Source organism: Streptomyces sp. NPDC031445, from assembly GCF_055581365.1.
Genome location: NZ_JBVIJO010000006.1, coordinates 164,254 through 184,590 on the forward strand (window position 1 = coordinate 164,254; position 20,337 = coordinate 184,590).

The window sequence follows — 20,337 nt, forward strand, 5'->3', positions numbered from 1 at the left end:
GAGCGGCACCGAGGAGCCGGCGGAAGAGGCTCCGGCGGGCAGGACCGGAACGGGCGGCGCAGACGGTACGCAGCCCCCTACGAACGACGGCACCACCGACACGGCCCCCCAGCCCGACGCCCCGGCCCCGACGTCCCCCAGGCCCGATGCGGACAGCGCTCCCGCCGCCACCCCGGCCGAGGGGGACCACGGAACCCCGGCCGAGACTCCCCGGCCCGCCACCGCCCCGGCCGAGCGGGATCACCGGTCCTCGGACGAGACTCCGCGACAGGGCGCCACCCCGGCGGAGCCGGACCACCGCGCTTCGGACGAGGCTCCCCGACCCGCCGCCACCCCGGCCGGGCCAGACCACCGAACCCGGGACGAGGCTCCCGGAGAGGACGCTGCCCCGGCAGAGCCGGACCGCCGCGCCTCGGACCACCGGGCTCAGGGCGACTCCGACCGGTCCGCCGCCGCCCCGGCCGAGCGGAATCACCGGACCCCGGCCGAGACCCCCCGGCAGGGCCCCCACGTTCCCACGCATCACGCCGCCGCCCCCGAGCACCGTTCCCTCGCCCACTCCGGTATCGCCAAGGGTGAGCCGCCCGAGCCGCGGCCGAAGGAGCCCGGCGGCGGCATTCTCATGGGGCGCCCCTTCGGCGTGCCCGTCTACGTCGCGCCGAGCTGGTTCCTCGTCGCCGCGCTGATCACCTGGGTCTTCGGCGGGCAGCTCGACCGGGTGCTGCCCGAGCTGGGCGCCGCCCGCTACCTGGTCTCCCTCTTCTTCGCCGTCGCCTTCTACGCCTCCGTGCTGGTCCACGAGCTGGCCCACACGGTCGCCGCGATCCGCTTCAGGCTCCCCGTCCGCCGCATCCAGCTCCAGTTCTTCGGCGGCGTCTCGGAGATCGAGAAGGAGGCCGAGACCCCGGGCCGGGAGTTCGTGCTGGCCTTCGTCGGCCCGCTGCTCTCCCTCGCCCTCGCCGGACTGTTCTACCTCGCCATGAAGCCCGTGGAGCCCGGCACCGTGCCCGGCGTCCTGCTGGCCGGGCTCATGATCTCCAACCTGATCGTGGCGATCTTCAACCTCCTCCCCGGCCTCCCGCTCGACGGCGGCCGCATGCTCCGCGCCGTCGTCTGGAAGATCAGCGGCAAGCCGATGACCGGCACGGTCGCCGCCGCCTGGGTCGGCCGCGCCCTCGCCGTCTCCGTCCTGATCGGCCTGCCCCTGCTCAACCAGTCCGGCGCCTTCGGCGGCGGCGGCGAGGACGTGGGCGGCATGGACACCGTCACCGACGCCCTGCTCGCCGCCATCCTCGCCGCGATCATCTGGACCGGCGCCGGCAACAGCCTGCGCATGGCCCGGCTGCGCGAGCACCTTCCCGAGCTGCGCGCCCGCACCCTCACCCGGCGGGCCGTGCCGGTGGAGAACGACACCCCCCTCTCCGAGGCGCTGCGCCGCGCCAACGCGGCAGGGGCCCGCGCCCTGGTCGTGGTCGACGCCGACGGCAACCCGCTCTCCCTGGTCCGCGAGGCCGCCATCGTCGGCGTGCCCGAGCACCGCCGCCCCTGGGTCTCCGTCAGCGGTCTCGCCCAGGAGCTGACCGACGGCATGCGGGTCTCCGCCGAGCTGGCCGGCGAGGAACTGCTGGACGTGCTGCGCGCCACCCCGGCCACCGAGTACCTGGTGGTCGAGGAGACCGGCGAGATCTACGGCGTCCTGTCCGCCGCCGACGTGGAGCGGGCCTTCGTGCGGGCCATGGCACGGCCGGCCTGACACCGCCGCCGTCCCCCGCCCCCGCGCGCCGCCCACCCCCTCCGCCGGTCAAGCCCCCGGCGGGGAACCGGTAGGCTGGGCACATGTCCGAACCGACCGGTGCCGCCCGCAGGCGCGGGCCCTTCAAGGTCGGGGACCAGGTACAGCTGACCGACCCCAAGGGTCGCCACTACACGTTCACGCTCGAAGCCGGGAAGAACTTCCACACCCACAAGGGCTCCTTCCCGCACGACGAACTGATCGGCGCTCCCGAGGGCAGCGTTGTCCGGACCACCGGCAACGTCGCCTACCTCGCGCTGCGCCCCCTGCTCCCCGACTACGTCCTGTCCATGCCCCGCGGGGCAGCCGTCGTCTACCCGAAGGACGCGGGGCAGATCCTCGCCTTCGCCGACATCTTCCCCGGCGCCCGCGTCGTGGAGGCCGGCGTCGGCTCCGGTTCGCTCAGCAGCTTCCTGCTGCGGGCCATCGGCGACCAGGGCATGCTGCACTCCTACGAGCGCCGCGAGGACTTCGCCGACATCGCCCGGCAGAACGTGGAGCGCTACTTCGGCGGCCCGCACCCCGCCTGGCAGCTCACCGTCGGCGACCTCCAGGACAACCTGTCCGACACCGACGTCGACCGTGTCATCCTCGACATGCTCGCCCCCTGGGAGTGCCTGGAGGCCGTCTCCAAGGCGCTCGTCCCGGGCGGCATCCTGTGCTGCTACGTGGCCACCACCACCCAGCTCGCCCGGACCGTGGAGTCCATCCGGGAGATCGGCTGCTTCAACGAGCCGACCGCCTGGGAGACCATGATCCGCAACTGGCACATCGAGGGCCTGGCCGTCCGCCCGGACCACCGGATGATCGGCCACACCGGCTTCCTGCTCACCGCCCGCCGCCTCGCGGACGGCGTGGAGCCGCCCATGCGCCGCCGCCGCCCCGCGAAGGGCGCCTACGGCGAGGACTACGCCGGCCCGAACGCCGACGGCGGCACCGCCCGCTGACCGGCCGCACACCGGTACAACGCGAGGGCGCCGTGCCCGAGTTCCCGGCCGCATCGGGGAACTCGGTCACGGCGCCCCTCCGTTGGCACGGCACCGGCACCGACGCCTCCCACGCGCGCGCGTGGGTGTGCACACGATCCGGCCGGCAATCCCCGACCCCGCCGTTCCCGCGCACTGTGACGTGTGGCACCATGCAGCCCATCCCACCGGCACAGCCCTCACAGGAGACGCTCCTCGTGCAGCAATCCGCCGTTCCGGAGCTCGCGCACACCCAGACCCGGCCCATCCACTGGGTCGCCACCGCCACGGCCGTCGCGGGTGTCGTGGCCCTCTCCTCGGTCGTCCAGCCCGGCTCGGCCACGGCAGCCCAGTCCGCCCCCGCCCCCGAGGGCAGGTCCGCCGCGGCGGCCGTCGCCCCGCCGGACACGGCCGGTGTGCGGTTCCCGCTGGACTGCGGCCCCGTGAAGGCGGTGGTCGTCAAGAAGGCCACCGGGGACCTGGACGGCGACGGCAGGCCGGAGACCGTCGCGGTCGTGCACTGCGACGCGCCCATGGGCACCCCGCCCGACGGCGTCTACGTCCTCACCCGCTCCGCGAACGGCGGCAAGCCGCGCGTGGTCGCCACCCTCGTCGAGCCGAAGGAACGGCTCACGGTCACCGGCTTCGCGCTCCGCGCGCGTGCGGTCTCCGCCACGCTCCTCGGCTACTCCTCGGACTCCGTGCCCAGTTGCTGCCCGGACGTGAAGACCCCGGCCTCGTGGCGGTGGAACGGCAGCGCCTTCCTGCGCACCACCCCGGCCGGGACCCAGAGCGTCTGAACCGGGCTCACTCCGCGTCGGGCCCGTACACCTCGACCTTGTCCAGAACCCGCCGCACGTGGATGCAGTCGCCGGGACACTCCTTCGCGGAGTCCACCACGTCGGCCAGCAGCGGCAGCGGCACCGGCGTGGTCGCCCCGGGCGCCTGGAGCAGCTCGTCGTCGGCGCCCTTCACATAGGCCAGCCCGTCGATGTCCAGCTCGAACACCTCGGGGGCGTACTGGGCGCAGATCCCGTCGCCGGTACACAGGTCCTGGTCGATCCAGACCTCCAGCGCCTCGCCGCCCGGGGCCTCCTGCTGCACGGTCATCTCTCCTGCCGTCGGTTCGCCGGGCGGTCCGGGCACCCCGAGGGCCAGCCGGGTCCGCTCCAGCGGCTGTTGAACACCCCCGACCCTACCTCCGCCCGGTTCGCTGCCGTGTGGGAGCGGTCCGGGGTTTCCGGCCCGGCCCGCTCGGGTACCAGCGCCGGACCGGGAAAGGGGTTTCCCGGCGGCCGGGTCGATCACTTCAGGCCGCCGCGGCGGTCACACCATCCGCCGACACCGTCGCTCTGCGTGATGATCGTACGAGCGCTCTGTGTGCTGCCCGTATACGGGCCGATCGGTAGGGTGCGGACAACTCCGGTCAGCAATGAAGGGATTCGACCACGCCATGCGTGGAACAAGCTGCTTTCCCTTCACGTTGAGTGGGTATCCCCTCCGTGCGAGGGAGTGTGCACCGGGTGACCGACGACACACCTTGACAGTCTTTGTGATCTAGGGGTTTCAATCGACACCCACCCAGGTAGGGTCTGGAAGCGTCCAGCTCCCCTTGGAGGAGGTGAGGACCGTGGCAGCCCACGACGACGACATGAACCGCGGCATCCGCCCGGGACGCGGGTCCGACGACCCGGCCGGGCAGATTGCCTACCTTGAGCAGGAGATCGCCGTCCTGCGCCGCAAGCTCGCCGACTCTCCGCGCCACACGAGGATTCTCGAAGAGCGGATCGTCGAGCTGCAGACCAACCTGGCCGGCGTGTCCGCCCAGAACGAACGACTGGCCAACACCCTCCGCGAGGCCCGCGACCAGATCGTGGCCCTCAAGGAGGAGGTCGACCGGCTCGCTCAGCCGCCGGCCGGCTTCGGTGTCTTCCTGCAGGCCAACGAGGACGGCACCGCCGACATCTTCACCGGCGGCCGCAAGCTCCGGGTGAACGTCAGCCCCAGCGTCGAGGTCGACGAGCTGCGGCGCGGCCAGGAAGTCATGCTCAACGAAGCGCTCAACGTGGTCGAGGCCATGGAGTTCGAGCGCGTCGGCGACATCGTCACCCTCAAGGAGATCCTGGAGGACGGCGAGCGTGCCCTGGTGCTGGGGCACACCGACGAGGAGCGGGTGGTACGGCTCGCCGAGCCGCTGCTGGACGTCACCATCCGCGCCGGCGACGCGCTCCTGCTCGAACCGCGCTCGGGCTACGTCTACGAGGTCGTGCCCAAGAGCGAGGTCGAGGAACTGGTCCTCGAAGAGGTCCCCGACATCGGCTACGAGCAGATCGGCGGTCTCGGCAACCAGATCGAGGCCATCCGCGACGCGGTCGAGCTGCCGTACCTCTACCCGGACCTGTTCAAGGAGCACGAGCTGCGCCCGCCCAAGGGCGTCCTGCTCTACGGCCCGCCCGGCTGCGGCAAGACGCTGATCGCCAAGGCCGTGGCGAACTCGCTGGCCAAGAAGGTCGCCGAGGTCACCGGCCAGGCGGCGGGCAAGAGCTTCTTCCTGAACATCAAGGGCCCCGAGCTGCTCAACAAGTACGTCGGCGAGACCGAGCGGCAGATCCGCCTCGTCTTCCAGCGTGCGCGTGAGAAGGCCAGCGAGGGCACCCCCGTGATCGTCTTCTTCGACGAGATGGAGTCCCTCTTCCGCACCCGCGGCTCCGGTGTCAGCTCGGACGTGGAGAACACCATCGTCCCGCAGCTGCTCGCCGAGATCGACGGCGTGGAGGGCCTGCAGAACGTGGTCGTGATCGGCGCCTCCAACCGCGAGGACATGATCGACCCCGCCATCCTGCGCCCCGGCCGGCTCGACGTGAAGATCAAGATCGAGCGTCCGGACGCGGAGGCGGCGAAGGACATCTTCGGCAAGTACCTCACCGAGCGTCTGCCGCTGCACGCGGACGACCTCGCGGAGCACGGCGGCGACAAGGGCTCCACGGTCCAGGGCATGATCCAGACCGCGGTCGAGCACATGTACGCCGAATCCGAGGAGAACCGCTTCCTGGAGGTCACCTACGCCAACGGCGACAAGGAAGTCCTCTACTTCAAGGACTTCAATTCCGGCGCCATGATCGAGAACATCGTGGGCCGCGCCAAGAAGATGGCGATCAAGGACTTCCTGGAGAAGAACCAGAAGGGTCTCCGCGTCTCCCACCTGCTCCAGGCCTGCGTGGACGAGTTCAAGGAGAACGAGGACCTGCCCAACACCACCAACCCGGACGACTGGGCCCGGATCTCCGGAAAGAAGGGCGAGCGGATCGTGTACATCCGTACGCTCATCACCGGAAAGCAGGGCGCGGACACCGGACGCTCCATCGACACGGTGGCGAATACCGGTCAGTACCTGTAACGGCAGGGCGGCTGCGGGTGCCCTCGGCGGGTACCCGCAGCCGACTGCTTTTCGGGCCACGACCGGAGCAGCCAATGACGCAAATGATCTCCCCACCAGCGCAAAGGCGTTCTAGGCTCGTTCCTGCCGCCGAGTCGCGCCGTGCGGGGACGGGCACCGCACACGCACCGGAGCGCCGGCGGTACTTGAGCGGCGCCCACGACCGAGGGTGCCGCCGGGCAAGGAGGGCCGCATGACCGTACGGCGAGTAATGGGCATCGAGACGGAGTACGGCATCTCCGTCCCCGGCCACCCGAACGCCAATGCCATGCTCACCTCGTCCCAGATCGTCAACGCCTACGCAGCGGCGATGCACCGGGCCCGCCGGGCCCGCTGGGACTTCGAGGAGGAGAACCCGCTGCGCGACGCGCGAGGCTTCGACCTCGCCCGGGAGGCCGCCGACTCCAGCCAGCTCACCGACGAGGACATCGGCCTGGCCAATGTCATCCTCACCAACGGTGCGCGCCTCTACGTCGACCACGCCCACCCCGAGTACAGCGCGCCCGAGGTCACCAACCCCCGCGACGCCGTCCTCTGGGACAAGGCCGGCGAGCGGATCATGGCCGAGGCCGCCGAGCGGGCCGCGCAGCTGCCCGGCGCCCAGCCGATCCACCTCTACAAGAACAACACCGACAACAAGGGCGCCTCCTACGGCACGCACGAGAACTACCTGATGAAGCGGGAGACCCCCTTCTCGGACATCGTGCGCCACCTCACGCCCTTCTTCGTCTCCCGCCAGGTCTTCGCCGGGGCCGGCCGCGTCGGCATCGGCCAGGACGGGCACGAGCACGGCTTCCAGATCAGCCAGCGCGCGGACTACTTCGAGGTCGAGGTCGGCCTGGAGACGACGCTCAAGCGGCCGATCATCAACACCCGCGACGAACCGCACGCGGACGCCGAGAAGTACCGCCGGCTGCACGTGATCATCGGCGACGCGAACCTCTCCGAGATCTCGACGTACCTGAAGCTGGGCACGACCGCCCTGGTCCTGTCCATGATCGAGGACGGCTTCATCGCCGTCGACCTCGCCGTCGACCAGCCCGTGCGCACCCTCCACCAGGTCTCGCACGACCCGTCGCTCAAGCGCCTGGTCACCCTGCGCAGCGGGCGCACGCTCACCGCGGTCCAGTTGCAGATGGAGTACTTCGAGCTGGCCCGCAAGTACGTCGAGGAGCGCTTCGGCGCCGACGCCGACGACCAGACCAAGGACGTCCTCAGCCGCTGGGAGGACACCCTCACCCGGCTGGAGAACGACCCGATGAGCCTGGCCGGCGAGCTGGACTGGGTCGCCAAGCGGGAGCTGATGGAGGGCTACCGCCGCCGCGACGACCTGGACTGGGACGCGGCCCGGCTGCACCTGGTCGACCTCCAGTACGCCGACGTGCGGGCCGAGAAGGGCCTCTACAACCGCCTGGCGGCCCGGGGGCGCATGAAGCGGCTGCTGGACGAGTCCGAGGTCGACAGGGCCCGCAGGAAGCCCCCGGAGGACACGCGCGCCTACTTCCGCGGGCGCTGCCTGGAGCAGTACGCGGACGACGTCGCGGCCGCCTCCTGGGACTCGGTCATCTTCGACCTCCCCGGCCGCGACTCGCTCCAGCGTGTTCCAACCCTGGAACCGCTACGCGGAACGCGAAATCACGTCAAGGAGCTCCTGGACCGCTGCCGTACCGCGGAAGACCTGGTCAGGGTCCTGTCCGGCGGGTGAGCGGAGCCAGGGGGGTACCCGGTGCGTCCGGGCGGCCGGGGTGGAAACCCCACCGCCCGGGAATCATCGGGATGGCCCCCGTACGTTGGAGAAACTGCGGGGCCGATGTCGGACCCGGCTTGTAGGGTCTGATCATCACCGATCGGCAGGCGAACTGAGCGGGGTGAGGGTTATGGCAACCAAGGACACCGGCGGCGGTCAGCAGAAGGCCACCCGGTCCACGGAAGAGGCCGAGGAGCAGGCGCAGGACGCGCAGGCCTCGGAGGACCTCAAGGAGCGGCACGAGAAGCTGTCGGACGACGTGGACTCCGTCCTGGACGAGATCGACGACGTGCTCGAAGAGAACGCAGAGGACTTCGTGAGGTCATTCGTTCAGAAGGGTGGCCAGTAGGGCCCTTCGCCTTCGAATCGAAGGTGACGGGTGGGGGTTCGGGTAGTGGAAGAGACGACAGGGCGGCGCTGCTCGCGGTGCAGGCGCGACCTGCCGCGGGCGGCTTTCGCTGGAAACCGGTCGATGCCCGACGGCCTGCAGGCGTACTGCCGTGAGTGCTCTGCCGAGTACTACCGTCAGCGCCAGCAGGCCAAGGGGCGGGTGGTTCGGCAGAGGGTGCCGGTCCCGCCCGGGCACAAGCGGTGTCCGCAGTGCGAAGCGATCAAGCCCCACTCCGAGTGGGAGCCCGACAAGTCGTCCTCGGACGGCTGGTCCAGTTACCGCCGTGCGTGCCGGGCGGAGCGGGATCGCATCAGCTGTTTCCAGCGGAAGTACGGCCTCACGCCGTCTGAGCTGGGCGCCATGATCGTGGCACGGCGAGGCATCTGTTGCATCTGCCTCGCGGCCCCCGCCGAGCATGTGGATCACTGCCATGAGACGGGTAGGGTCCGTGGCGTACTGTGCTTCAGCTGCAACGCTGCACTGGGGCAGTTCAAGGATCAGCCCGAGGTCATAAGGCGGGCTGCTGCATATGTGGAAGGAAACGCGTGGAAGCCAACACTCGTAGCACCGGGCGTCTACCAGCTGCCTTCCTGACGCCAGGATCCTCTTCGTTCATGGACTTCCTCGCCGAGCACCAGCCCGAGCTGCTGCCCGGCAACCGGCAGCTGCCGCCCGCCAAGGGCGTGATCGAGGCGCCGCACGGCACGACCATCGTGGCCGTGACGTTCCCCGGCGGGGTCGTGCTCGCCGGTGACCGCCGGGCCACGATGGGCAACGTGATCGCGCAGCGGGACATCGAGAAGGTGTTCCCGGCCGACGAGTACTCGGCTGTCGGCATCGCGGGCACCGCCGGCCTGGCCGTCGAGATGGTCAAGCTCTTCCAGCTCGAGCTGGAGCACTTCGAGAAGGTCGAGGGAGCCCAGCTGTCCCTGGAGGGCAAGGCGAACCGGCTGTCGACCATGATCCGCTCCAACCTCGGCATGGCCATGCAGGGCCTGGCGGTGGTCCCCCTCTTCGCGGGGTACGACCTGGACCGCGAGCGGGGGCGCATCTTCTCCTACGACGTCACGGGCGGCCGTTCCGAGGAGCACAACTTCGCGGCGACGGGCTCCGGCTCGATCTTCGCGCGCGGTGCGATGAAGAAGCTGTTCCGTGACGACCTGACCGAGGAGCAGGCCACCACCCTGGTGGTGCAGGCCCTCTACGACGCGGCTGACGACGACTCGGCGACCGGCGGTCCCGATGTCGCCCGCCGGATCTATCCGATCATCACCGTGATCACCGAGGACGGCTTCCGCCGGCTCACCGGGGACGAGTCGTCGGAGCTCGCCCGCGCGGTGCTCCAGAAGCGCCTGGAGGAGCCCGACGGCCCCAAGGCCGCCCTGCTCTGAGCGCGGGCCCGGTTCTTATCAAGGTGATCCAGTGACCATGACAGAAAGGGACGGATAACCGGTGTCGACGCCGTTCTATGTCTCACCCCAGCAGGCCATGGCCGACCGGGCGGAGTACGCCCGCAAGGGCATCGCCCGTGGCCGCAGCCTGGTCGTGCTGCAGTACGCCGACGGCATCGTCTTCGTCGGCGAGAACCCGTCCCGCGCGCTGCACAAGTTCAGCGAGATCTACGACCGGATCGGCTTCGCTGCGGCCGGCAAGTACAACGAGTACGAGAACCTGCGCATCGGTGGCGTCCGCTACGCCGACCTGCGCGGCTACACCTACGACCGCGACGACGTCACCGCCCGCGGCCTGGCCAACGTCTACGCCCAGACGCTGGGCACGATCTTCTCCTCCGCGGCCGAGAAGCCGTACGAGGTGGAGTTGGTGGTGGCCGAGGTGGGGGAGACCCCCGAGGGCGACCAGATCTACCGGCTGCCGCACGACGGCTCCATCGTGGACGAGCACGGCTCGGTCGCGGTGGGCGGCAACGCCGAGCAGATCAGCGGTTTCCTGGACCAGCGCCACCGTGACGGCATGAGCCTCGCCGAGGCCCTCAAGCTGGCCGTGCAGGCCCTGTCGCGGGACACCAACGGCAGCGAGCGGGAGATCCCCGCCGAGCGCCTGGAGGTCGCCGTACTGGACCGCACGCGCCCGCAGAAGCGCAAGTTCAAGCGGATCGTCGGCCGCCAGCTCGCCCGCCTGCTGGCGGCGGACGGCGCGAGCACGGAGGCGGAGAGCGCCGAGGGCAACGAGGACTCCGACGAGGAGTAGCCGTCCCCCGCACGTCCATCCGGGTGCCCCGGCCGGAGAGATCCGGCCGGGGCACCCGGCTTTTCACGCCGGCGCGCGTGGTGGCGCCGTGGAGCCCCGGACGACCAGTTCGACGGGGATGTCCCCGCCGTCCGGCTCGCGGCCCTCCAGGACCGCCAGCAGGGCCCGCATGCCCCGCTCCCCGAACAGCTCGGCGTCCAGCCGCACCGTCGTCAGCTCGGGGTCGAGCGCGGTGGCCAGGGCCAGGTCGTCCAGGCCGGTGACGGACATGTCGTCCGGGACGCGCAGCCCCAGCCGGCGCAGCGCCTTGTAGGCGCCGGCGGCGAGCTTGTCGTCGTCGCAGACCACCGCCGTCGGCCGGGGGCCCGGCGCGGTGAGCGCGGCCTCGGTGGCGGCGAGCGCGCCCTCGATGGAGATCGGGGCCCGGACCGTGCGGACCTCGGTGCCGGGCACGGCGGCCAGGCGCGCGGCCAGCTCCCTCGCGCGGACCTCGAAGGTCCAGGAGGGCACGTCGGCGGCGAGGTGCAGCACCCGTCGGTGGCCGAGGGCCAGCAGGTGCGCGGCGACCTGCCGGACGCCGTCGGCGATGTCCAGGTTCACGGTCGTGGCGCCCCGGCTGCCCTCCGGGTCGCTGTCGAGCATGACCAGGGGCAGCTGGTCGCCCCGGATCGCGGTGAGGGCGTCGGCGGCCATCGAGGAGGCGATGACGCCGTCCAGGGCGGCCTGCGCGGAGGCGAAGGGGTCGCGGGCCGGGCCGATGCCCTCGGGGGAGGGGTAGAGCACCACGCCGAAGCCGTGTTCGGCCGCCACGCGCGCGGCACCGGTGTAGACGCCGGCGAAGAACTCCGTCGTCAGGGCGGGCACCACGAGCAGGACGGTACGGGTGCGGCCCAGGCGGAGGTTGCGGGCGGCGAGGTTGGGGCGGTAGCCCAGCTCGCGCGCGGCCTCGCGGACGCGCTCGGCGGTGGTCTCGGAGACCCGGCCGCGCCACTTGTCGCCCAGTACGAGGGAGACGGCGGCCTGGGAGACGCCGGCCGCCCGGGCGACGTCCCGGCTGGTCGGGCGCGTGCTGCTGCGGGCCACCACATGACTCCCGGTCGTCTGGACGTGCGAATGCGCACATGGTACGTATGAACGAGAGACGTTATACGTAACACTTCCGGGCCCTCACGGCGTCCCGGCGAGCCGCGGAGGCAGCACATGGCCACGGGATACCTGGACATCCTGAGGGCGAGGCACGCCCTGCGGCTGCTCACCGGCACCCTGGTGGGCCGGCTGCCCAACGCCACCGCCGCCATCGCCCTGGTGCTCTTCGTCCGCGCCGAGGGCGGCACCTACAGCCTCGCCGGCGCCCTGGCCGCCGTGTACGGCGTCGCCAACGCCGTCGGCCAGCCCGTACTGGGCCGCCTCGTGGACCTGTACGGCCAGCCGCGCGTCCAGCTGCCCGCGGCCGTCCTCGCCGCCCTGGCCATGACCCTCTTCGCCTTCTCGGGCACCTCCCCGCTGCCGCTCGCCTACGCGGCCGTCGCGGCGGCCGGCCTGTTCACCCCGCCCCTGGAGGGCGGTCTGCGCGCCCTGTGGCCGTCCGTGCTGGGCCGTGAGGAGCAGGTGCACACCGCGTACGCCATGGACGCCATCGCGCAAGAGGTCATGTTCACCGCCGGACCGCTGCTGGTGACCCTGTGCGTGACCCTGTGGGACGAGCGCGCCGCCCTGCTGGCGCTGAACCTGGTGGGCGTGCTCGGCGCGCTCTCCGTGGTGGTCTCGCCGCCCTCGCGCGCGTGGCGCTCGGCCCCGCGCGAGGCCCACTGGCTGGGCGCCCTGCGCTCGCCCGGCCTGCTCGCGCTGCTCGCCGCCTTCCTGTTCGTCGGCATCGCGCTGGGCTCGATCACCGTCGCCTCGGTGTCGTACGCGGACGGTCACGGCGGTGACGCGGTGTACGGCTGGCTGATGGCCGGGGTGGGCCTCGGGGCCCTGGTGGGTGGCACCGTCTACGGCGCCCGCGCGTGGGGCGGCGCACCCGAACGGCGACTCAGGGTGCTGGTGGCCCTCCTGGCGGTGTGTTACCTGCCGCTGATGCTGATACCCGGACCCGTGGCCATGGTGTTGCTCAGCGTGGTCGCCGGTGTGTTCCTCGCGCCCTGCATCGCCTGCGCGTTCATCATCGTCGACCGGCACGCCCCGAGCGGCACCGTCACCGAGGCGTTCTCCTGGCTTGTCACCACGTTCACCGTGGGTGCCTCGGTCGGAACGGGCCTGGCAGGGCCGGTGGTCCAGGCCGGTGGCACCCTGTGGGGCTTCGCGCTGCCGGGTGCCGCCGGGGCCGTGTCGCTGCTGGTCCTGCTCGCCACCGGACGGGTCCTCGCAGCTCCCGCGCGGGGCGGGATCGTTGCGGCTTCATCGGAAAATGATCCAAATCGTGCTGCCGAACCCCGTTTCAGCTCGGGGGATCGGGCGTAATGTTCCCTCATGGACCGCCGCATTTTCGGGCTGGAGAACGAGTACGGCGTCACGTGCACGTTCAGGGGACAGCGCCGCCTGTCTCCTGACGAGGTGGCGCGGTACCTCTTCCGCCGTGTCGTGTCATGGGGCCGCAGCAGCAATGTCTTTCTGCGAAACGGCGCCCGGCTCTATCTCGACGTGGGCTCACATCCGGAATACGCGACCCCCGAATGTGACAACGTGATCGAACTGGTCACCCACGACAAGGCCGGCGAGCGCATTCTCGAAGGACTCCTGGTGGACGCGGAACGACGCCTGCACGAGGAGGGAATCGCGGGCGACGTCTACCTCTTCAAGAACAACACCGACTCGGCGGGCAACTCCTACGGCTGCCACGAGAACTACCTGGTGGCCCGGCACGGGGAGTTCTCCCGGCTCGCGGACATCCTCATCCCCTTCCTCGTCACCCGGCAGCTGCTGTGCGGCGCCGGCAAGGTGCTCCAGACCCCGCGCGGCGCCGTCTACTGCGTCAGCCAGCGGGCGGAGCACATCTGGGAGGGCGTCTCCTCGGCGACGACCCGCTCCCGGCCCATCATCAACACCCGCGACGAACCCCACGCGGACGCCGAGCGCTACCGCAGGCTGCACGTCATCGTCGGCGACTCGAACATGTCCGAGACGACGATGCTGCTCAAGGTCGGCGCCACCGACCTGGTGCTGCGCATGATCGAGGCCGGCACCGTGATGCGCGACCTCACGCTGGAGAACCCGATCCGGGCGATCCGCGAGGTCAGCCACGACATCACCGGACGGCGCAAGGTGCGCCTGGCCAGCGGCCGGGAGGCCTCGGCGCTGGAGGTGCAGCGCGAGTACTTCGACAAGGCCGTGGACTTCTGCGACCGCCGGGGCATCCGCACCGGCACGGTCGCGCAGGTCCTGGAGCTGTGGGGCCGCACCCTCGAAGCGATCGAGAACGAGGAACTCGACCGCATCGAGACCGAGATCGACTGGGTCATGAAGTACAAGCTCATCGAGCGGTACCGGGCCAAGCACAACATGACGATGTCGCACCCGCGGGTCGCCCAGATAGACCTCGCCTACCACGACATCCACCGCCGTCGTGGCCTGTACTACCTGCTGGAGAAGAAGGGCCAAGCCGCCCGGATCTGCAACGACTTGAAGATCTTCGAGGGCAAGTCGGTCCCGCCGCAGACCACTCGTGCGCGGCTGCGCGGCGATTTCATCCGACGGGCACAGGAACAGCGCAGGGACTTCACGGTCGACTGGGTGCACCTCAAGCTCAACGACCAGGCACAGCGCACCGTGTTGTGCAAGGACCCGTTCCGTTCGGTGGACGACCGGGTCGAGAAGCTCATCGCCGGAATGTAGCCACCGGGAGGTCATGCGGAGGCGGGCCGGCGTTCCGGCGCACAGGGCCGGAACGCCACACGGGCGCCGTACGTTTCCCGTACGGCGCCCTGTCCGGGTCGTAGAGTGGCGCGCACGCCATCCGCCAGACCGACCGATTACGAGGCTCTTCCGTGCGCCGACGCTCACTCCTCCTCGCCGCCGTTCCCGCAGGACTGGTCACGCTCGCCGGATGCGGTGACGGCAAGTCCGACTCCGGCAAGACCGGCGCCTCACCGTCGGCCTCGGCGTCGTCCGCGCCCCCGCCCAAGATCGTGGACGGACCGTTGCCGGCGGTCACGGCGGGCACGAAGTTCGGCGAGAAGCCGACCGTCGCCAAGGGGCCGGGCGACCCGTCGCAGAACCTCGCGGTGAAGACGCTGATCGCGGGCAGTGGCCGCACGATCGCGGAGAACGACTTCGTCCAGGCGAACTACCTCGGCCAGATCTGGAGCACGGCCAAGGTCTTCGACAACTCCTACGACCGCAAGCGCCCCCTGGTCATCCAGCTCGCGCAGGGCGGCATCATCGACGGCTGGCGGTACGCCCTCGCGGGCAAGAAGACCGGCAGCCGCGTCCAGATCGCCGTCCCGCCCACCTGGGGCTACGGCAAGGAGGGCAACGCGCAGGCGGGCATCAAGGGCACCGACACCCTGGTCTTCGTCATCGACCTGATCGACTCCTTCAACTCCAAGAGCTCCGTCAAGGGCACGCCGGTCCCGCAGCACGACGCGGCCCTGCCGAAGGTGGCCACCAACACCGACGGCCAGGTGCCCAAGGTCACCGTCCCCCGGACCGACCCGCCGAAGAAGCTCGTGTCGGAGTACGTCCTGGAGGGCGACGGTCCGCAGCTGAAGGCCGACCAGACGATCCTGTGCCAGTTCCAGGGCCTGGTCTGGGACGGCGGCAAGACCTTCCAGCGCACGTACGGCTCCGGCCGGCTCAGCCAGTTCTCGCTGGAGCAGATGCAGCAGGCGGTCAAGGGCCTCGCCCAGGGCCTGACCGGCAAGAAGGTCGGCAGCCGGGTACTGATCGTCGTCCCGCCGGACCTGGGGTACGGCGACAACCCGCCGAGCGGCGGTGTCATCAAGAAGGGCGCCACCCTCGTGTTCACCGTGGACATCCTCGCGGCGATGTAGCGCCCGGGACGCCCGGGGCGGGCGGGAGGCCCGCGATGATGACAGACTGTCCACGTTTCGTGTCGTACACAAAGCAGGAGCTTTTGACGTGAGCATCGACAAGCCCGAGATCGACTTCCCGGGCGGCGAGCCCCCGGCGGACCTGGAGATCAAGGACATCTGGGAGGGCGACGGACCGGTCGCGCAGGCGGGCCAGAACGTCACCGTCCACTACGTGGGCGTCGCCTTCAGCACCGGCGAGGAGTTCGACGCCAGCTGGAACCGCGGCACGCCGTTCAGCTTCCCGCTGGGCGCCGGCCGGGTCATCAAGGGCTGGGACCAGGGCGTGCAGGGCATGAAGGTCGGCGGCCGCCGCCAGCTGACCATCCCCGCCCACCTCGCCTACGGCAACCAGAGCCCGACCCCGGCGATCAAGCCCGGCGAGACCCTCATCTTCGTGGTCGACCTGCTCGGCGTCTGATCCACGCCCGGCCGGCCGGATCCGACCGGAACCGACCACCTGGGGCCCATGCCTGCTCGGGCATGGGCCCTCGGCTTTTGTCACCGCCCCGCGGAGCGGTACGGTCATCGGTCGGAAGCACCATAGGGAAGGCGAAGGGCGTCGATGGCCATTGCCAAGGCCGAGCGGCTGATGAACCTCGCGCTGTGTCTGCTCGGGACGCGGCGGCCGCTCAGCAAGCGGGAGCTGCGCGAGTCCATCGAGGCCTACCTGGAAGCGGGCAGTGACGACTCCTTCAACCGCATGTTCGAGCGGGACAAGGACGACCTGCGGGAGCTGGGCCTGGTCATCGAGACCGTCGAGAACCTCGAAGGCGAGGTCGGCTACCTCGCCCGCCGCGACAGCAACCGCCTGCCCCCCATCACCCTGGACGCCGAGGAGGCCGCCGCCCTCGGCCTCGCCGCCAAGGTCTGGCAGCAGGCCCGGCTGGCCGGGGCCGCCAGCGGCGCCCTGCAGAAGCTGCGCGCGGCCGGGCTCCCCGAGGACGTCGACCCGTACGAGGCGCACGGCGCCCTGGAGCCGCGCATCCCGGTGCACGAGGCCGCCTTCGAGCCGCTGATGCTGGCCTGCCGCGACCGCCGCCCGGTGGTCTTCGAGTACCGCAAGGCCTCCGCCGCCCACCCCGAGCCCCGGCACGTCGAACCGTGGGCGCTGGAGTGCTGGCGCGGCCACTGGTACCTGGCCGGCTTCGACCGCGACCGGGGCGCCGAGCGCGTCTTCCGGCTCTCCCGGATCACCGGCAGGGTCCGCTCCCGGGGCACGGGCTTCACCGCGCCCGTGCCGGACGTGGTCACCGTGCGCGAGACCGTCGCCGGCTGGGCCGGTGAGATCGCCGACCGCTCGGCCCTGATCCGGCTGCGCTCCGGCGCCGGTTACCCCCTTCGGGCGAAGGCCACCGCCGTCCGGGAACTCGGCGACGGCTGGGACGAGTTGGAGATTCCGTACGGGCACGGTCTGGACGCCTGGCTGGTGGAGTTCGGGCCGGACGTGGTGGTCCTGGAGCCGGCCGAGCTGCGGGCCGACGTGGTGGACCGGCTGCGCGCCGTGGCCAAGGGCTGAGGGGGAGCGGGACTGTGGCAGTCAAACCGGCCAGGACGGTCAACGCCATCGACCAGACGCGGCGGATGCTCTCCCTGGTGACGTACCTCAGAGAGCGCCCCGGCGCCCGGATCGCCGACGTGGCGCGCGCTTTCGGCATCACCGAGGACGAGCTGGTCGCCGACCTCGATCTGCTGCCCATGTGCGGCACCAGCTTCCGCGGCGGCGACCTGCTGGACATCGACACCGACGGCGAGCGCATCTGGTGGCACAACCCGGCCGCGCTCGGCGAGGACGCGGCCGAACCGCTCCGGCTCGCCGCCGACGAGGCCACCGCGCTGCTGGTCGCCGCCCGCGCGGTGTCGACCCTGCCCGGCCTGCGGGAGAGCGACCGCCAGGCCCTGCTGCGGGCCACCGCCAAGGTGGAGGCCGCCGCCGGTGAGGCCGCCGGTGCCAGCTCCCGGCTGTCGGTGACCTTCGAGTCCGAGGGCGGCGTTTTCGCCGATGTCGACCGGGCGATCTCCGAGCGCCGCCGGCTGTGGATCCGCTACTACTCCCCGGCCCGGGACGAGGTCACCGAGCGCGAGATCGACCCGATCCGCCTGGTCAGCGTCGGCCACACCTATGTGGAGGCATGGTGCCGCCGCTCCGAGGCGCGGCGCACCTTCCGCCTCGACCGGGTCGCCGAGATCAAGATCCTCGACGCGCCCTCGGCGCCGCCCGAGATAGAACTGCGCGACCTCTCCGAGGGGCTGGTGCAGCCGGCCGCCGAGGACCCCGAGGTGGTGGTCGAGGTCGGCCCCGGTGGCCGCTGGGTCGCCGAGTACTACCCGCACGACAGCGCCGATGAGCTTCCCGACGGCGGGCTGCGTATCACCCTGCGCACCCCCGAGCCGGCGTCCCTGCGCCGGCTCGCCCTGCGCCTCGGCCGCGACGGCCGGATCGTCTCCCCGCCCCAGCTGGCGGAGAGCGCACGCGAAGCGGCCGCGGAGGCGTTGGCCGCGTACGACGCCGAGCCGTCGGTGGGCTCCCGGCGGTGAGGCGCGTCCGCAGGGGGGCGGGGAACCGCGCGGCGAGCCGCCGCGGCGCCGCGGACACGCGACGGCGCGACGCGGCGGTCCCAGCGACGCCCCTGGTGAACGACCGGAAGAAGGAGCGAGGCCTGTGAGCGAGCGTGCGGGTGAGATGACGGTGGCGACCGCCTTCGCCGGCATGAGACGAGCGGTCCCGGTGATGTTCAGGGCCGGCTGCCCGGACTGCCGCGGCCGCTTCGAACTCGCCGCCGGCGCGCTGCGCCTCGCCATCGGCGCCAGCAGCAAGACGACGTTCTACTCCTTCACCTGCCCCGACTGCGGCGCCGCGGTCCGCAAGCCCGCCGGGGAGCGGATCGTCGAGCTGCTCACCGGCGGCGGGGTGCGGACCCTGCGGCTGCACTCCACGGTGTAGCCCCCCGCGTCGCGCGCCGGCGGACGGTCTAGGCTCGGCGTCATGTTCTGGCCGATGTTCGCGGTAGCGATGGGTTTCCTGGGTGTCGCCGTCCTGGGGGTGCTCGCCGTGCGGGTGTTCCTGGAGGCGCGGCGCCTCGGGGAGCAGGTCGCGGACTCCGCGCGCCGTATCAGCAGGGCCGCCGAGGATCTGGAGCGGGCGTCCGCGCGCGCGGCCCGCGCCGTGGACGCGCTCTGAGCGGTGCCGGGCGGTGCCCATGAGACCGGCGACGCAAGCGCTTTGTGTCACTTCGCCCTGTCATGCTGCCCTGTGGGACAGGTACGCTGCAGGTCATGGTGTGGAGAACGAGGCCCGCACCGTGGACCGGGAGTACGCACGGGGATTGCCTCACGTTTACCCCTGAGCGTTACGATCGCTGCCAGCATGACCATCGGACACATGTCCGACTGGTCGGACAGCACCCCACCCAGCCGCCTCGGTGAGAAGGTAAAGACTTATGTTCGGAAGGCTCGGAGCTCCCGAGATCATTCTCATCCTCGTCGTCATCGTCCTGCTGTTCGGCGCGAAGAAGCTTCCGGACATGGCCCGCTCGCTCGGCAAGTCCGCGCGCATCCTCAAGAGCGAGGCCAAGGCGATGAAGGAAGAGGGCGGCAGCACGTCCGCCCAGCCGCCCACCACGGGCGAGCAGCCCCCGGCGCAGCGCACCATCCAGGCGGCCCCCGGTGACGTGACCAGCTCGCGGCCGGTCAACGAGCCGACGGACACCACCCAGCGCTGACGCACGGCCGGAGACCCCCGGCCTGCCGCACGAGATGAGGACGTGGGTTGCTCAAGCCTGCCCGCAAGAAGGAGAAGGATCCCGAGGGGCGGATGCCCCTCGCGGATCACCTTCGTGAGCTCCGCAACCGGCTCGCGAAGGCGATGCTGGCCATCGTCATCGTGACGATCGTCGCGGCCTTCTACTACAACGACATCATCAACTTCCTGACGAAGCCGATCCTCGACTCGGTCGGCTGCCAGGAGACCTTCGCACAGCTGGCGCACTCCAACGGCAAGACCCAGTGCGCGGAGATCACGATCAACGGTCTCCTCGCGCCGTTCACGCTGGCCCTCCAGGTCTCGCTGACGGCGGGTGTCGTGCTCGCGTCGCCGATCTGGCTCTACCAGCTGTGGGGCTTCGTCGCGCCGGGCCTGCACCGCCACGAGAAGAAGTACGCCTACGCCTTCGTCTTCACGGGCGCCCCGCTGTTCTTCGCGGGTGCCTTCTTCGCGTACAAGGTGCTGCCGACCACCGCGAAGGTGCTGATCGACTTCACGCCGAACGGCGACATCAAGAACCTGCTGCCGCTCGACGACCTGCTCCAGCTGGTCACCCGCATGGTGGTCGTCTTCGGCCTCTCCTTCGAGCTGCCGCTGCTGCTGGTCATGCTCAACCTCACCGGGGTGCTGACCGGCCGGCGCATGCTCGGCTGGTGGCGGGCCATGATCCTCGGCATCACGGTGTTCGCGGCCGTGGCCACCCCGAGCACCGACCCGCTGTCCATGCTGGCCCTCGCCGGGCCGATCTGGGTGCTGTACTTCGGCGCGGTCGGCTTCTCCCTGCTCAACGACAAGCGCCGGCGCCGTCGCGAGGCCGCGGGCCCCGCCGACGACGAGGCCTCCGAGCTCGACCTCACGCCCGAGGACATCGGCGACGTCGAGCCCGTACCGGCCGCCCGGGCCCTGCCCGAGCAGGCGAGCGCCGACCGGGTCAACGGATACGACGACGCGACCTGAGCCCTCACCGAACCGCCACGCGATGCCCCCGCCTCCCGAGGACGGGGGCAT

At 71.0% G+C, this 20,337-nt stretch carries 20 protein-coding genes and 1 pseudogene; 19 read left to right on the plus strand and 2 right to left on the minus strand.

Annotated elements, in window-relative coordinates; all coding sequences use genetic code 11:
* Nucleotides 1-127 precede the first annotated feature (127 nt).
* From ACZ5DC_RS18050 to ACZ5DC_RS18060, 3 genes and pseudogenes are all read left to right on the plus strand, one after another.
* Nucleotides 128-1,753: pseudogene (locus tag ACZ5DC_RS18050) on the plus strand (site-2 protease family protein); the annotation flags it as partial.
* Nucleotides 1,754-1,836: 83 nt separating this feature from the next.
* On the plus strand, nucleotides 1,837-2,739 hold the full coding sequence (locus ACZ5DC_RS18055; RefSeq protein WP_366750754.1) for a tRNA (adenine-N1)-methyltransferase: 903 nt from the start codon (nucleotides 1,837-1,839) through the stop codon (nucleotides 2,737-2,739).
* Between the two features lie 236 nt (nucleotides 2,740-2,975).
* Entirely contained in the window at nucleotides 2,976-3,557 is a 582-nt protein-coding gene (locus tag ACZ5DC_RS18060; RefSeq protein ID WP_468653785.1) for a hypothetical protein, read from the plus strand.
* Nucleotides 3,558-3,564: 7 nt separating this feature from the next.
* Here the strand turns inward: ACZ5DC_RS18060 and ACZ5DC_RS18065 are convergent, their stop codons facing one another.
* Entirely contained in the window at nucleotides 3,565-3,867 is a 303-nt protein-coding gene (locus ACZ5DC_RS18065; protein WP_366750756.1) for a ferredoxin, read from the minus strand.
* Nucleotides 3,868-4,387: 520 nt separating this feature from the next.
* Between ACZ5DC_RS18065 and arc the strand changes: the two genes are divergently transcribed.
* From arc to prcA, 6 genes are all read left to right on the plus strand, one after another.
* Nucleotides 4,388-6,154 carry a proteasome ATPase gene (arc, locus tag ACZ5DC_RS18070; protein ID WP_103812389.1) on the plus strand — a complete coding sequence of 589 codons (1,767 nt, stop codon included), beginning with the start codon at nucleotides 4,388-4,390 and terminating at the stop codon, nucleotides 6,152-6,154.
* 232 nt (nucleotides 6,155-6,386) lie between these two features.
* Nucleotides 6,387-7,898: a depupylase/deamidase Dop gene (dop, locus tag ACZ5DC_RS18075; protein ID WP_366761242.1), complete on the plus strand. Its 1,512-nt coding sequence runs from the start codon at nucleotides 6,387-6,389 to the stop codon at nucleotides 7,896-7,898.
* A gap of 172 nt (nucleotides 7,899-8,070) precedes the next feature.
* Nucleotides 8,071-8,289 (plus strand): ubiquitin-like protein Pup, encoded by a 219-nt coding sequence (locus tag ACZ5DC_RS18080; protein WP_344025019.1) that lies wholly within the window; start codon nucleotides 8,071-8,073, stop codon nucleotides 8,287-8,289.
* Between the two features lie 123 nt (nucleotides 8,290-8,412).
* Entirely contained in the window at nucleotides 8,413-8,925 is a 513-nt protein-coding gene (locus tag ACZ5DC_RS18085; protein ID WP_468653786.1) for an endonuclease VII domain-containing protein, read from the plus strand.
* Nucleotides 8,877-9,722 (plus strand): proteasome subunit beta, encoded by an 846-nt coding sequence (gene prcB / locus ACZ5DC_RS18090; protein ID WP_366750760.1) that lies wholly within the window; start codon nucleotides 8,877-8,879, stop codon nucleotides 9,720-9,722. The genes ACZ5DC_RS18085 and prcB overlap by 49 nt, the downstream gene beginning before the upstream one ends.
* A gap of 61 nt (nucleotides 9,723-9,783) precedes the next feature.
* On the plus strand, nucleotides 9,784-10,539 hold the full coding sequence (gene prcA / locus ACZ5DC_RS18095; RefSeq protein ID WP_468653788.1) for a proteasome subunit alpha: 756 nt from the start codon (nucleotides 9,784-9,786) through the stop codon (nucleotides 10,537-10,539).
* A 63-nt stretch (nucleotides 10,540-10,602) separates the two neighbouring features.
* On the opposite strand, the gene ACZ5DC_RS18100 is transcribed toward prcA, so the two are convergent.
* Nucleotides 10,603-11,622 (minus strand): LacI family DNA-binding transcriptional regulator, encoded by a 1,020-nt coding sequence (locus tag ACZ5DC_RS18100; protein ID WP_468653790.1) that lies wholly within the window; start codon nucleotides 11,620-11,622, stop codon nucleotides 10,603-10,605.
* 117 nt (nucleotides 11,623-11,739) lie between these two features.
* Here ACZ5DC_RS18100 and ACZ5DC_RS18105 point away from each other — a divergent pair, with 117 nt between their 5' ends.
* The 10 genes from ACZ5DC_RS18105 (at nucleotide 11,740) to tatC (ending at nucleotide 20,286) form a co-directional block, all read left to right on the plus strand.
* Nucleotides 11,740-12,999 carry an MFS transporter gene (locus tag ACZ5DC_RS18105; protein WP_468653792.1) on the plus strand — a complete coding sequence of 420 codons (1,260 nt, stop codon included), beginning with the start codon at nucleotides 11,740-11,742 and terminating at the stop codon, nucleotides 12,997-12,999.
* 9 nt (nucleotides 13,000-13,008) lie between these two features.
* Nucleotides 13,009-14,370 (plus strand): Pup--protein ligase, encoded by a 1,362-nt coding sequence (gene pafA, locus ACZ5DC_RS18110; RefSeq protein WP_468653794.1) that lies wholly within the window; start codon nucleotides 13,009-13,011, stop codon nucleotides 14,368-14,370.
* A gap of 152 nt (nucleotides 14,371-14,522) precedes the next feature.
* Nucleotides 14,523-15,527, plus strand: coding sequence for an FKBP-type peptidyl-prolyl cis-trans isomerase (locus ACZ5DC_RS18115; RefSeq protein WP_468653796.1), 1,005 nt, complete (start codon nucleotides 14,523-14,525; stop codon nucleotides 15,525-15,527).
* Between the two features lie 88 nt (nucleotides 15,528-15,615).
* Nucleotides 15,616-15,987: an FKBP-type peptidyl-prolyl cis-trans isomerase gene (locus tag ACZ5DC_RS18120; protein ID WP_468653798.1), complete on the plus strand. Its 372-nt coding sequence runs from the start codon at nucleotides 15,616-15,618 to the stop codon at nucleotides 15,985-15,987.
* A 144-nt stretch (nucleotides 15,988-16,131) separates the two neighbouring features.
* The gene (locus tag ACZ5DC_RS18125) at nucleotides 16,132-17,085 is read left to right on the plus strand and encodes a helix-turn-helix transcriptional regulator (protein WP_468653800.1); all 954 of its coding nucleotides are present in this window, start codon (nucleotides 16,132-16,134) and stop codon (nucleotides 17,083-17,085) included.
* Between the two features lie 14 nt (nucleotides 17,086-17,099).
* Nucleotides 17,100-18,104, plus strand: coding sequence for a helix-turn-helix transcriptional regulator (locus tag ACZ5DC_RS18130; protein WP_468653802.1), 1,005 nt, complete (start codon nucleotides 17,100-17,102; stop codon nucleotides 18,102-18,104).
* 145 nt (nucleotides 18,105-18,249) lie between these two features.
* Complete coding sequence (locus tag ACZ5DC_RS18135) at nucleotides 18,250-18,510, plus strand: hypothetical protein (protein ID WP_366750921.1); 261 nt, start codon at nucleotides 18,250-18,252, stop codon at nucleotides 18,508-18,510.
* 42 nt (nucleotides 18,511-18,552) lie between these two features.
* Nucleotides 18,553-18,747: a hypothetical protein gene (locus tag ACZ5DC_RS18140; RefSeq protein WP_468653804.1), complete on the plus strand. Its 195-nt coding sequence runs from the start codon at nucleotides 18,553-18,555 to the stop codon at nucleotides 18,745-18,747.
* 259 nt (nucleotides 18,748-19,006) lie between these two features.
* A complete protein-coding gene (gene tatA / locus ACZ5DC_RS18145) occupies nucleotides 19,007-19,288 on the plus strand; it encodes a Sec-independent protein translocase subunit TatA (protein ID WP_366750770.1) in 282 nt (93 codons plus the stop codon).
* Nucleotides 19,289-19,335: 47 nt separating this feature from the next.
* Nucleotides 19,336-20,286, plus strand: a complete 951-nt coding sequence (gene tatC, locus ACZ5DC_RS18150; protein WP_468653806.1) for a twin-arginine translocase subunit TatC — start codon at nucleotides 19,336-19,338, stop codon at nucleotides 20,284-20,286.
* Nucleotides 20,287-20,337 lie beyond the last annotated feature (51 nt).